This window comes from Flavobacterium sp. KY-23415 (genome assembly GCF_055384985.1).
Window position 1 is genome coordinate 4,357,501 of the sequence record NZ_AP044001.1, and the last position, 13,650, is coordinate 4,371,150.

A 13,650-nucleotide genomic window follows, 5' to 3' on the forward strand; every position below is an offset into this window, starting at 1 on the left:
CGTATATCACCAAAATCTACGGATTTGCCTATAGATCTTATAGCTAAATACTTCAACGAACTATTCCGTCAGTTCGCGGTGCTTTCATCACTCCGTCATTCCATCACAATTATAAGTAGTACGGGAATATTAACCCGTTGGCCATCGACTTCTCCTTTCGGATGCGCCTTAGGACCCGACTAACCCACAGCTGATTAGCATAGCTGTGGAAACCTTAGTTTTTCGGTGTGCGGGTTTCTCGCCCGCATTATCGTTACTTATGCCTACATTTTCTTTTCTAAATAGTCCAGCAATACTCACATATCACCTTCAACCCAATTTAGAATGCTCCCCTACCACTCCGTAGAGTCCATAGCTTCGGTAGTATACTTATGCCCGATTATTATCCATGCTCGTCCGCTCGACTAGTGAGCTGTTACGCACTCTTTAAATGAATGGCTGCTTCCAAGCCAACATCCTAGCTGTCTGGGCAGACAAACCGCGTTTTTTCAACTTAGTATACATTTGGGGACCTTAGCCGATGGTCTGGGTTCTTTCCCTCTCGGACATGGACCTTAGCACCCATGCCCTCACTGCTAAAAATCATTATATAGCATTCGGAGTTTGTCAGGAATTGGTAGGTGGTGAAACCCCCGCATCCAATCAGTAGCTCTACCTCTATATAACTAATTTAGCGCTGCACCTAAATGCATTTCGGGGAGTACGAGCTATTTCCGAGTTTGATTGGCCTTTCACCCCTACCCACAGGTCATCCCAAGACTTTTCAACGTCAACGGGTTCGGACCTCCACTTTGGGTTAACAAAGCTTCATCCTGCCCATGGGTAGATCACACGGTTTCGCGTCTACCATTACTGACTCAGGCGCCCTATTCAGACTCGCTTTCGCTACGGATCCATACCTGAAGTACTTATCCTTGCCAGCAACGGTAACTCGTAGGCTCATTATGCAAAAGGCACGCCGTCACCCCACGAAAGGGCTCCGACCGCTTGTAAGCGTATGGTTTCAGGATCTTTTTCACTCCGTTATTCACGGTTCTTTTCACCTTTCCCTCACGGTACTGGTTCACTATCGGTCTCTCAGGAGTATTTAGCCTTAGCGGATGGTCCCGCCAGTTTCACACAGGGTTTCACGTGCCCCGCGCTACTCAGGATACCACTATCCTTATCTTCTCTTACTTATACGGGACTATCACCCTCTTTGGTTAACCTTTCCAGGTTATTCTAATTCAATCCAAAAGAAATCTCGTGGTCCTACAACCCCAAAATTGCCGTAACAACTCTGGTTTGGGCTAATCCGCGTTCGCTCGCCACTACTTACGGAATCACTTTTGTTTTCTTCTCCTCCGCCTACTTAGATGTTTCAGTTCAGCGGGTTTGCCTCCTATCGGATACTATGTCTTCAACATAGTGGGTTGCCCCATTCGGATATCTACGGATCAATTCGTGTGTGCCAATCCCCGTAGCTTTTCGCAGCTTATCACGTCCTTCTTCGCCTCTGAGAGCCTAGGCATTCCCCATACGCCCTTATTTTGCTTATTGTACTTGTTTTATCAAGTGTTATATACTATACAACACCCGAAATTTGTGCTTTCTATTATATTTTTATTTTTTCTTTTCTCAATATGTCAATGAACGGTTTTCTAATAATTAGTCCTTAGTAATTAGTAACTAGTTTTCACTAATACTTTTCACTATTCACTATTCACTCGAATAGTGGAGAATATCGGAGTCGAACCGATGACCTCCTGCGTGCAAGGCAGGCGCTCTAGCCAGCTGAGCTAATCCCCCGTTTCTTTAGTGATCAGTTAACAGTTTTTAGTTAACACTACTTAAAACGGTTAGCAAACCTCTAGAATTTCCTCTTAAAACTTTAAAATAGTAGTCCCGGGCAGACTCGAACTGCCGACCCCTACATTATCAGTGTAGTACTCTAACCAGCTGAGCTACGAGACTCTGTTTCTTTAAGTTTTATTGTATTATTTGAACCAACAGCGAGAGTAAATGCTATATAAAACACTAATCTATATCTTTCTCTAGAAAGGAGGTGTTCCAGCCGCACCTTCCGGTACGGCTACCTTGTTACGACTTAGCCCCAGTTACTAGTTTTACCCTAGGCAGCTCCTTACGGTCACCGACTTCAGGTACCCCCAGCTTCCATGGCTTGACGGGCGGTGTGTACAAGGCCCGGGAACGTATTCACCGGATCATGGCTGATATCCGATTACTAGCGATTCCAGCTTCACGGAGTCGAGTTGCAGACTCCGATCCGAACTGAGACCGGTTTTGAAGATTCGCATCATGTCACCATGTAGCTGCTCTCTGTACCGGCCATTGTAGCACGTGTGTGGCCCAGGACGTAAGGGCCGTGATGATTTGACGTCATCCCCACCTTCCTCACGGTTTGCACCGGCAGTCTCGTTAGAGTTCCCGACTTCACTCGCTGGCAACTAACGACAGGGGTTGCGCTCGTTATAGGACTTAACCTGACACCTCACGGCACGAGCTGACGACAACCATGCAGCACCTTGAAAGACGTCCGAAGAAATTACTGTTTCCAATAACGTCGTCTCCCATTTAAGCCCTGGTAAGGTTCCTCGCGTATCATCGAATTAAACCACATGCTCCACCGCTTGTGCGGGCCCCCGTCAATTCCTTTGAGTTTCACACTTGCGTGCGTACTCCCCAGGTGGGATACTTATCACTTTCGCTTAGCCACTCAGATAAAATCCGAACAGCTAGTATCCATCGTTTACGGCGTGGACTACCAGGGTATCTAATCCTGTTCGCTACCCACGCTTTCGTCCATCAGCGTCAATCCATTAGTAGTAACCTGCCTTCGCAATTGGTATTCCATGTAATATCTAAGCATTTCACCGCTACACTACATATTCTAGTTACTTCCTAAAAATTCAAGCCCTACAGTATCAATGGCAGTTTCCTAGTTGAGCTAGGAGATTTCACCACTGACTTATAAGGCCGCCTACGGACCCTTTAAACCCAATGATTCCGGATAACGCTTGGATCCTCCGTATTACCGCGGCTGCTGGCACGGAGTTAGCCGATCCTTATTCCTACAGTACCGTCAAGCCTCTACTCGTAGAGGTGTTTCTTCCTGTATAAAAGCAGTTTACAACCCATAGGGCAGTCATCCTGCACGCGGCATGGCTGGATCAGGCTTGCGCCCATTGTCCAATATTCCTCACTGCTGCCTCCCGTAGGAGTCTGGTCCGTGTCTCAGTACCAGTGTGGGGGATCTCCCTCTCAGGACCCCTACCCATCATCGTCTTGGTAAGCCGTTACCTTACCAACTAACTAATGGGACGCATGCTCATCTTGTACCGTTGGAACTTTAATAATCAGAAGATGCCTTCCAATAATACTATGAGGTATTAATCCAAATTTCTCTGGGCTATCCCCCTGTACAAGGTAGATTGCATACGCGTTACGCACCCGTGCGCCGGTCTCAAGGAAGCAAGCTTCCTCTACCCCTCGACTTGCATGTGTTAGGCCTGCCGCTAGCGTTCATCCTGAGCCAGGATCAAACTCTTCATCGTATATTTTTTATATTGTACGATAAAAACTAGTGTGTTTAATTCGCCTCTACTCTCTTATTTTTATAATTTAAATCACTCTAAATTATGCTGTCAATTCAATATGTCTATGAACGTGTCTTTCGTATTTTAAACCCCTAACTCCAAAACTTGCGTCTCTGTGTTAGCGGCTGCAAAACTACAACCTTCTTTTTAATCTCGCAAGATTTATTTGATATTTTTTTATCTTAAATCTCACTCAATATGTATCTGAACTTCGCCTGTTTTGCGGGGTGCAAAGATAATTAGTTTTTTAATTCCGACAAGCTTTTTTGAAAATATTTTTTTTCTTTTCTTAAAAACCCAAAACTCTCGTTTTATCTTCATTAATCTACCAAAGAACCTCTGCGGTAATGCGGGTGCAAAAGTAGTCACTTTTTATTAGTTTCCTAATGTTTTTGAAACTATTTTTAAATATATTTTTTAGCACTTTAATTTTCAATCACTTACAATAAAAACTTTTTTTTCTTACCAAATTGCATATCCTTCTATAATACCCTTTACGCTTTCTATATACAGCATACCAAACATCATCTAAAAAAAATAAACTAAAAGCATCCCTACTTTTATATGGTCTGTTTCTCCTTAATCTTTTGACAAATCTTGTGATTCACGCATTTTGGCTGCTTTTGAACGCCATGTGTTTGCTAAATCAATAATATCTACAGGTTTTGCAGCTGGTTGATTTTGCAAAGTTCCATCATTAAAACCTTTAATTAAAATTGTTTCAATATAAAAATCTTCAACTTCATCGTAAGGTTTATAATCTTCTTTTATATTAATATCAAAAAGTTTAGCGGTATTATTAGACCAAAAAGCTTTCCAACCACTTTTATATTCCTTAATTAAGTCGAATGTAGTTTGACCTGTTTGCCTGTAAATTAATTTTACTAAAATCTGACCATCTTTTCTTGATAGCTTTTTCAATCTTGGTTCAAATTCTTCCTCTAAATAATTTTCAACAATTTTAAAGTATTTTTTCTTTTCTTTATTGGTTTTCAACTTATCCATTGTTTCATTGATTTGTTTCAATTTTTGAGAAGTTATTACTGCATAGGGATAAGTTTTATAGACTCTTCTTTTTAATATTAATAACTTCTTCCTCTCTAAGTCTGCAGCGGACACTCCATCTTTAGAAACAACAATCTCCTTCAACTCTATTGAATATAACAACGAAGAATCTTGAGCTGTTGCTTTTATAGTGTCTTGTTCTTGACAATTAGCTATTAAACTCCAAAATAAGAAAATAACGATCTTGTGTGCTTTCATTTATTGCAATTTATTAATTGTATTTTCCATGTTAGCCTAGAATAATTTCATTATTCTTTCATTTTTAAAACAAACTAATACAGAAAATGTAATCAAAAATAAATAAATATTACATAACTCTTGAAGCATTTTTTATAATTTAGCGAAAAATATATATTATAATGAGTACAAAATCTATCTTAAAAGAGAGTTCTTTAAGCTTTTTAGAAAAGTATTTAAATAATTCATCTCCGACGGGGTATGAAGCAGAGGGACAAAAAATATGGATGAACTATTTAAAACCTTATGTAGATACATTTATCACAGACACCTACGGAACTGCTGTTGGTGTTATAAACCCAGAAGCTCCATTTAAAGTTGTAATTGAAGGACATTCTGACGAAATTGCTTGGTATGTGAATTATATTTCTGATGATGGGTTCATTTATGTTATTAGAAACGGTGGTAGTGATCATATGATTGCTCCTTCAAAAAGAGTTCACATTCACACAAAAAAAGGAATTATTAAAGGTGTTTTTGGATGGCCAGCTATTCACACAAGAAACAGAGATAAGGAGCAAGCTGCAAGAATTGATAATATTTTTATTGATTGTGGTTGTGAAACAAAAGAAGATGTTGAAAAACTAGGAATTCATGTTGGATGTGTAGTTACTTACCCTGATGGATTTGAAGTCTTAAATGAAAATAAATTTATTTGTCGCGCTATAGACAATAGAATGGGTGGTTTCATGATTGCAGAAGTTGCTCGCTTATTAAAAGAGAACAAAAAGTCTCTTCCTTTTGGTCTATACATAGTTAACTCTGTACAAGAAGAAGTTGGTTTGCGAGGTGCTGAAATGATTACCCAAACAATTAAACCAAATGTTGCAATTGTTACTGATGTTTGTCATGACACAAACACTCCTATGATTGATAAAAAAATTGAAGGTGACCTAAAAATGGGAAAAGGTCCAGTAATTGCCTATGCTCCTGCAACCCAAAATAATCTTCGTGAATTAATTGTTGATACGGCTGAAACAAACAAAATTCCATTTCAAAGACATGCTTCATCTCGTGTGACTGGAACAGATACAGATGCTTTTGCTTATAGTAATGGAGGTGTTGCATCAGCATTAATTTCGCTACCATTACGCTATATGCATACTACTGTTGAAATGGTTCATAGAGATGATGTTGAAAATGTTATTAGATTGATCTATGAAACATTGTTAAAAATTGAAAATAACGAAACTTTTTCATATTTTAAATAAACCAATGAATATTAAAACTTTTTCTATTTTTTTTTTACTTTTTTTTCAATTTGTATTACCAAAAGATACAATTGTAAAAACATTTAAAATTAAAAAAGAAATAGAAAAGGTTTTTTATTTTAGAAGTTTACATCAAGAAGATAAATTAAAATACATTTTATTATTTAAAGAAGAATTCTTTTTACTAAAAAATAAAAATTCCACAAACAAAAAAAAAGAAAAACCTTATATTTTCTGTTTGGGACTTATTGATCAGTTGAATAAAAATCATATTCAAGCAATTTCAAAATTCAATGAATTATTAGAAAATAAGGATTACAAATTGTGTAACAAAGAACGCATGGATATTTATGTTGCCATGCAAGAATCTTATTTAAAACTGAATTTATATTCGAAAGTTTTTGATAGCAACAGACAAATTAACACTTTAATAGAAAAAGGTGTTGATTATCCACTTTGGAGTTATAATATACAAAGTAGACTTTATTTGCAATTACAACAATATAATAAAGCCATTCCACAGTTAAAAAAAGAAATTTCATTTTTACAACAAAATAAAAAACGTGACTCGTTAATCATACCATCAGCCTATAATGACTTAGGTTATTATTATTCATTAGTAAAGAAAAACGATTCGGCTATTTATTTTTTTAACAAATCAGTTGAACTGACTAAAAAAAACAAAAAACATATCGACCCAGTAAGCTATTCCAATCTACTAATTAATACACAAGAAAACATCGCAAACAGTTATTTGCATCAAAATGCATTTGACAAAGCCATAAGCAAAATTATAGCTATTGATAGTTTAACCTCTATAGATTTTAAAAATTCAAACTATTTGACTAGGCAAATTATACTTGCCAATGCTTTTTTAGGTAAAAACGATTATAAAAAAGTTAGTGAATTAATCTCAAAAATTGATTCGTATTGTTGCATGAACAATACAGCATTAAAACTACTTTTTTTAAATTTAAAACATGCCTTTTACAAAAAAACAGGCAATTCTGATTTAGCCTATGACAATATTTACCTCATCAAAAAAATAAATGATTCTATTTTTAACCTTCAACAACAAACACTTTTAAAAAGCACCGAACTCAATTATGTAATTGAACAAAACGAAAGAGAAGTTCTAGAAAAGAATGAAATTATCAAAGAAAAAGAAAGCACTATTTTCATCACTATTATTAGCGGATTATCTACTTTGCTATTTTTCAGTTTTCTTTTTGTTCGCATAAATAGAAAAAAGCGTTTTGAAATTGAAAAAATGAATTTGTCAATCGCCAAACAGAATTCCCAAATTGAAGCTTCCTTAAAAGAAAAGGAACTTTTACTCAAAGAAATCCATCATCGTGTTAAAAATAACCTGCAAATTATTTCGGGAATTTTAGACATCCAAAACTTCAGCACTAAAGATCCCGAAATTAAAGCCATTTTAAACGAAGGACACAATCGAATACAATCCATAGCATTGCTACATAAAACCATGTATCAAAACAAAAATTTCGATGCTGTAAATTTTGATAAATATCTTGCCGAATTAATTTCACATAGTAAGCAAGTCAACTATTTATCTAACAAAACAATTGCAATTGATTTTACCTCAGATAACATTCAACTCGAAATCGATACAGCTGTTCCTCTTGGATTAATTCTAAACGAACTCATTAATAATGCCTACAAACATGCTTTTAATGAAAAATCTTTAGGAACCATTGTAATTGTATTAAAAGAAATTACACCTAAAAATTACCAACTACTATTTAAAGACAACGGAAATGGTTTTGCATCTAACTTTGATGTTACAAAAGTAAAATCGGTTGGTTATGAATTAATAAACGGGCTTACTAAGCAACTAAAAGGAAAACTAACAACACATAATGATAACGGTGCTGTAATCGTTATTGATTTCAACACAAATTAAAATGGATACGCCAATACAAATTCTTATCGTAGAAGACGAATTTATCACCCAAAAAACCATAGCCAATCAGTTGAAAGAAATAGGTTATGAAATTGCTGGTCTTGCCATGAGTAACGAAGAAGCTATTGAAATTTTAACTACTACAAAAGTAAATTTTGCAATTTTAGACATAAATATACAAGGCGAAAACGACGGAATTTGGTTAGCCAACTACATTAAAGAAAAACACAACATTCCGTTTATTTACTTAACCGCCTATGCTGATGATGATACGATAAAACGTGCCATCACAACCGAACCCTTTAGTTACCTGATAAAACCATTTCAAAAATATGATTTATTAACCGCAATTGAAATCGGCGTTTTAAACTTCAACAAGCTACATCCTAAAAAAGAAGCCACGCTATTGCTCAAACACAACGAAATCTTTAAAAAAGTTACCATTGCCGATATTGTGTACATTGAAAGTGATAAAAACTATTTAAAACTATTTTGCAACAACGAAGCATATCGCTATCGTTCTACCATTAGCGATTTTATAGATTTATTACCCCACTATTTTTATCAAACCCACAAAGGCTTCATCGTAAATTCAAATTACATTACCGGATTTAATCATTCTTGTATTGAAATTAACGAAATTAAAATTCCGATTTCTAAAACATATAAAGAAAAAATATTAAAACTTTTAGGTAATTAACATAATTTATCCCTAAAAAACCACATTCTTCCCTAAAATTTTATAAATATAACATTTTACTCAACTTTTGTGTTATAACAAAAACTATAATACAACATGAGAAAAATTATATTTTTAATCGTTTTTCCTATTTGGCTACAAGCACAAGTAGGTATCAATACGACAACACCACACACTAGCGCTATGCTTGACGTTACCGCAACCGATAAAGGATTACTAGTACCTAGAATTTCAATACCCAATTTAAGCGCAGCCACACCAGTTACTTCGCCAGCAGAAAGTTTGTTGGTTTACAATACCAATACCACTACTGGAGTAGGATTTTATTACTGGAATGGTGCACAATGGGTACCTTTTTCAGGTGCAGCCGATAACGATTGGATTATTGTAGGCAACAACATGTTTAACGGAAACACAGGGAATATAGGAGTAGGAACCACTACTCCAACCACTAAATTTCATGTAGAAAATATTGGAACTCCTGGTGTTTTACTCAATCAAACTTTTGAAACAAACACCATAGCTCCACTTACAACAGCAGGTAACTTAAATTGGGCAACACAAACAACTCAGGTACAAGCTGGCACCTATGCTGCAAAATCGGGCGCTATTGGCGATAGTCAAAGCACACGTATTGAGCATTCGTTAACCGTTCCTTCAGGAGGTGCCACTTTATCTTTTTATTACAGAGTAAGTAGTGAAAATGGTTACGATTATTTCCGATTTTATATCGATGGTGTACAACAAAACCAATGGTCAGGAAATGTTGGGTGGACACAATTAATCGTTCCTTTAGCTGCAGGTGCGCGAACCTTACGATGGGAATACAGTAAAGACGGTTCGAGTGTAGGTGGTGATGACGCTGCTTATTTAGACAATATCATTATCAGCACAGCAGCACCAGCAGCAGTACGCATTGTAGACGGAAACCAAGCAGCTGGAAAAGTACTAACATCAGATGCTAACGGAAACGCTTCGTGGCAACAAATAACCAATAGTAGCATTGGCGATATTCCATTAATGGCCTCTATAAATGGATTGCACATTCCTATCTGTAACGATGTAAGCGTAGGTTCTACCGGAAGTTTTACTGTAAATGTAAAAGGTATACCTACAACGGTAAGCTGGGAAGTATTGACAAAACAACAAAAAAGTGGTTCTCTATTAGTTAGTGGTTCACAAGTAGCACGAGCAGAAGTATTAGCAGAGCGTTTACAAGTACGCTATAATTTTAGCCCTCAATTGCCTTTTAACCCTAACGGTTTTATATTTAGTGCGAACAATAACAGTGGATTTTCTGATGTATTTGCACTAAACTATGCCAACAAATCGCAATCGTCTGTTACGGTTAATATTGCACGAGTAGAGCGTTTTGCTGAACAATCTGGAGCAAATTGCTGGACTGGACAGTTTTATTTTGATGTCTTTATAACTAATTAATATTTTATTTAATAAAATATTAAATATTAGTTCTATATAAAAATGTAATATTCATCCCAGATTTTTTTATATAACAAACTTAAGCGTCTGTCCTGATTTTATTACCTTTTCACTTTATCCATACTATTGTAGAAATAGTGCACCAAGTCGATGTTGAAAATGTTATTAAATTAATCAGTGAAATGCTGTTGAAAATTGAAAATAACGAAACATTTTCTTATTTTAAATAATTCGAAATCAAATTAATATACAAAAATGAAGCTTTTAAGCTTCATTTTTTTGTTATACAGCACTTTAAAAATAAAAAAATATCAAATTATTCAATATAATTATTTGCTCCACAAGAACTCAATCATGAAGCTAAACGATTTTATTCAGCCTTTAATCGATTACTTTATGATATGTGATTTTTTAAGTCAAATTTTGTAATGCAAATCCCAACAAACTATTTTTAACCACTATTTCTGGAAATTTAATTATTATTAAAAAAAAAATTTCTAGATTATGAACTCAAAAAGATTACTATTAATTTTAGTATTGATTCCATTACTGATGAATGCTCAAGTAGGAATTAACACGACATCTCCAACTAAAGAACTTGATGTGAATGGAGACATAAGAATACGTGGACTTTCAAATGAGAATGGAAGAACTGCACCAGTATCTGTTTTACCAGACGGAACATTGGTAACTGTACTAAACGACAATACTGCACCTGGTGTAAAATTTGTTGGTTTTTTATCTTCAGACATTTCTCTGAACACTGATTACAATTTTAAGGAAATCATTTTACAACATGAATTAGTAGATGTTTCAAATGAATATAATAATTCTACAGGCAGGTATTCTCCTGTTATAGATGGTTATTATAAAATATCAATGGATTTTGATATTGGTGATTACACAAATTCTTCTAATGATTTAGATATTCTAATTGGTCTATGGGACTTTACCGCTAATAATTGGGTTTTGAGAAGAACTTTTAAACACAGAGACAACAATAATCCCACACTTGGTTCGGGAAGAAATGAAAGTTACGGAATAACCAACTATTTACAATTGCTTCATGGACATTCATATGGGTTCAGAATTTTTACTGACTATGAAAATAATACAACAAGAAATGCTAAATTAAAATCGCATAATAGTGGTTCAACTGGTACTTCTGTCTCTACGAGTTTTTCAATTGAAAAAATACTTTAATTAACACTCACAAATTGATACATAACACTTTGTAAAAATATCAATATTTACTTTTTATTTTCAAATTCTAGATCTAAAAGCTCCATGTATTTTTAATATATGGAGCTTTTATTTTTCATTTCAGTTATATTGACAATGTCTATTTTTATTTAAAATACCTTATCTCAAATTACTTATTAAATTTATTACCTACATACAAAATATTTTAAGACGCAAAGAGGTTGCACAAAAAAATTGAGCAACCTCTTGATTAATAATCTACCTATAAAACAAAAACTATTTTTTTAGTGCTTCTAAGATTAAAGCTATTGCTTTTTCTGAACCACTACTTTTTGCATGATCTAAAGCGTCAAAACCGTTTCCATCTTTAATTGTTAAATCGGCTCCTTTTTTAATTAACAATTCAACTATTTTAACATTATTATATTTAGCAGCATACATTAAAGGAGTCATACCTCTATAGGTTACTCCGTTTAAATCTACTCCATATTCCAAAATTCTTTCTACTAAATCAACATCACCATTACTTATTGCTTTACATAACGGAGTTACATCATCTTCTAAAATTACTACACAAGAATTGTTAGCAAATTCATTCTTAACTGTCATTGCATTTGCAATGCTTGAAGAGAAAACTAATGATAAACCTAAAAAAACGATTGATTTTTTCATAACGAATAATTTGTTTGTAATTATATTTTTTATTCACCACAAAGAACAAAAAAACCACGCAGAACGTGGTTATGTGATTATTAAACTAATGTTATGTTATTTCTTATTTAAAAAAGCTAAAACATTGTCTTCTATTCTTTTATTAATATTAGAAATATCTGCTTTTTCAAATTCCTCTCCTAATATATTCTCAAATAATTCAATATATCGTTCAGAAACAGAATTAATATATTCGTCTGTCATTTCTGGAATTTGTTGCCCTTCTTTTCCTTGAAATCCATTTGAAATTAACCATTGTCTAACAAATTCTTTAGAAAGCTGTTTTTGAGCTTCTCCTTTGTCTTGACGTTCTTGATATCCTTCTGCATAAAAATAACGTGAAGAATCAGGAGTATGAATTTCATCAATCAATACAATTTTACCCTCTTTAGTTTTTCCAAATTCATATTTAGTATCTACTAATATTAACCCTCTTGAAGCTGCAATTTCTGTCCCTCTTTGATATAAGGCTTTTGTATATTGTTCTAAAACAAGATAATCTTCTTCAGAAACTATTCCTTTAGACAATATATCTTCACGAGAAATATCTTCATCATGCTCTCCATTGTCTGCTTTTGTTGATGGGGTAATTATTGGCATTGGAAATTTATCATTTTCTTTCAAACCTTCTGGAAGAGCAACTCCACATAATTTTCTTTTACCTAAAGCATACTCTCTAGCAGCATGCCCTGCTAAATAACCTCTGATAACCATTTCTACTTTAAATGGCTCACACAAATGCCCTACAGCAACATTTGGATCTGGAGTGGCCAATAACCAATTTGGAACTATATCCTGTGTTAATTCCATAAATTTAGTCGCAATTTGGTTTAAGATTTGTCCTTTGTATGGAATTCCCTTTGGCATTACGACATCAAAAGCAGAAAGTCTGTCTGTAGCAATCATTACAAGAAGTTCGTCGTTAATATTATAAACTTCTCTTACTTTTCCATTATATACCGATTTTTGACCAGGGAAACTGAAGTTGGTAGTTGTAATTGTATTCATTAATTGTTGTGTTGTTGTTTTCTTGCAAAAATAAGTTGTTTATTAGACATAAACAATGGAAAAAAAATATGTTTTCCTTTTTTAAATATAGCCTAATTTTTTCAACATCATTATTCCTTTTTCTTCAATATTTTCTAAACGTTCAAAATCTTCTTTTCCTTCTTCATTTTTAAAATAAATTTTCAAACTTTTAAAGGTGTATTCCATTTTGATAATTTTTGAAAGCGGAATTTTATATTGAGACCCTGAACCCGATTTTATATAACTATAGGATGAAATAATAAGTAATCCAATTCCTAATAGTAACATCAATTTACTATTATTTGTTTTGCTTATATTATAAAACAATAATAACGAAAAAGAAACTAACATGGAATAGAAACTATAAGTTTTCACTTTTTTAATAGAGTTTTGACTTTTTGTCTTTGACGATTTCTCGAATATAGTATCAGTTTCAGACCAATTTCCAGATTTAGTTAAAAACAAATCTGTTTCATTGATATTTACAAATCCTTTTTCGTATTTAAAAAACTGCTTCATTCTTTTTGGATT

At 34.2% G+C, this 13,650-nt stretch carries 9 protein-coding genes, 2 tRNA genes, 2 rRNA genes and 1 pseudogene (1 of these 14 only partly in view); 6 read left to right on the forward strand and 8 right to left on the reverse strand.

Going from position 1 to position 13,650, the window contains the following annotated elements; translation table 11 throughout:
- The 5 genes from ACZ49Z_RS19120 to ACZ49Z_RS19140 form a co-directional block, all read right to left on the reverse strand.
- Positions 1-1,539, reverse strand: a 23S ribosomal RNA gene (locus tag ACZ49Z_RS19120) (it extends 1,333 nt beyond the left edge of the window).
- A 175-nt stretch (positions 1,540-1,714) separates the two neighbouring features.
- Positions 1,715-1,788 (reverse strand) — tRNA-Ala (locus ACZ49Z_RS19125).
- A gap of 91 nt (positions 1,789-1,879) precedes the next feature.
- Positions 1,880-1,953: transfer RNA gene (locus ACZ49Z_RS19130), tRNA-Ile, on the reverse strand.
- Positions 1,954-2,037: 84 nt separating this feature from the next.
- Positions 2,038-3,554, reverse strand: a 16S ribosomal RNA gene (locus ACZ49Z_RS19135).
- Together the 16S and 23S rRNA genes with 2 tRNA genes alongside form the textbook arrangement of a ribosomal RNA operon.
- A gap of 621 nt (positions 3,555-4,175) precedes the next feature.
- Complete coding sequence (locus ACZ49Z_RS19140) at positions 4,176-4,859, reverse strand: DUF4294 domain-containing protein (RefSeq protein WP_464305895.1); 684 nt, start codon at positions 4,857-4,859, stop codon at positions 4,176-4,178.
- 161 nt (positions 4,860-5,020) lie between these two features.
- On the opposite strand from ACZ49Z_RS19140, the gene ACZ49Z_RS19145 reads away from it, so the two are divergent.
- From ACZ49Z_RS19145 to ACZ49Z_RS19170, 6 genes and pseudogenes are all read left to right on the forward strand, one after another.
- Positions 5,021-6,109 (forward strand): M42 family metallopeptidase, encoded by a 1,089-nt coding sequence (locus tag ACZ49Z_RS19145; RefSeq protein ID WP_464305896.1) that lies wholly within the window; start codon positions 5,021-5,023, stop codon positions 6,107-6,109.
- A 4-nt stretch (positions 6,110-6,113) separates the two neighbouring features.
- Positions 6,114-8,036, forward strand: a complete 1,923-nt coding sequence (locus ACZ49Z_RS19150) for a tetratricopeptide repeat-containing sensor histidine kinase (RefSeq protein WP_464305897.1) — start codon at positions 6,114-6,116, stop codon at positions 8,034-8,036.
- Position 8,037: 1 nt separating this feature from the next.
- On the forward strand, positions 8,038-8,736 hold the full coding sequence (locus ACZ49Z_RS19155) for a response regulator (protein WP_464305898.1): 699 nt from the start codon (positions 8,038-8,040) through the stop codon (positions 8,734-8,736).
- Between the two features lie 96 nt (positions 8,737-8,832).
- Positions 8,833-10,176: a hypothetical protein gene (locus ACZ49Z_RS19160; protein ID WP_464305899.1), complete on the forward strand. Its 1,344-nt coding sequence runs from the start codon at positions 8,833-8,835 to the stop codon at positions 10,174-10,176.
- An 83-nt stretch (positions 10,177-10,259) separates the two neighbouring features.
- Positions 10,260-10,406: pseudogene (locus ACZ49Z_RS19165) on the forward strand (M42 family peptidase); the annotation flags it as partial.
- 274 nt (positions 10,407-10,680) lie between these two features.
- Positions 10,681-11,379 carry a hypothetical protein gene (locus ACZ49Z_RS19170; RefSeq protein ID WP_464305900.1) on the forward strand — a complete coding sequence of 233 codons (699 nt, stop codon included), beginning with the start codon at positions 10,681-10,683 and terminating at the stop codon, positions 11,377-11,379.
- A gap of 276 nt (positions 11,380-11,655) precedes the next feature.
- Here the strand turns inward: ACZ49Z_RS19170 and ACZ49Z_RS19175 are convergent, their stop codons facing one another.
- The 3 genes from ACZ49Z_RS19175 to ACZ49Z_RS19185 form a co-directional block, all read right to left on the reverse strand.
- The gene (locus ACZ49Z_RS19175) at positions 11,656-12,051 is read right to left on the reverse strand and encodes an ankyrin repeat domain-containing protein (RefSeq protein WP_464305901.1); all 396 of its coding nucleotides are present in this window, start codon (positions 12,049-12,051) and stop codon (positions 11,656-11,658) included.
- A gap of 96 nt (positions 12,052-12,147) precedes the next feature.
- On the reverse strand, positions 12,148-13,098 hold the full coding sequence (locus ACZ49Z_RS19180; RefSeq protein WP_464305902.1) for a phosphoribosylaminoimidazolesuccinocarboxamide synthase: 951 nt from the start codon (positions 13,096-13,098) through the stop codon (positions 12,148-12,150).
- Positions 13,099-13,179: 81 nt separating this feature from the next.
- Positions 13,180-13,638 (reverse strand): hypothetical protein, encoded by a 459-nt coding sequence (locus ACZ49Z_RS19185; protein ID WP_464305903.1) that lies wholly within the window; start codon positions 13,636-13,638, stop codon positions 13,180-13,182.
- Positions 13,639-13,650: the final 12 nt, after the last annotated feature.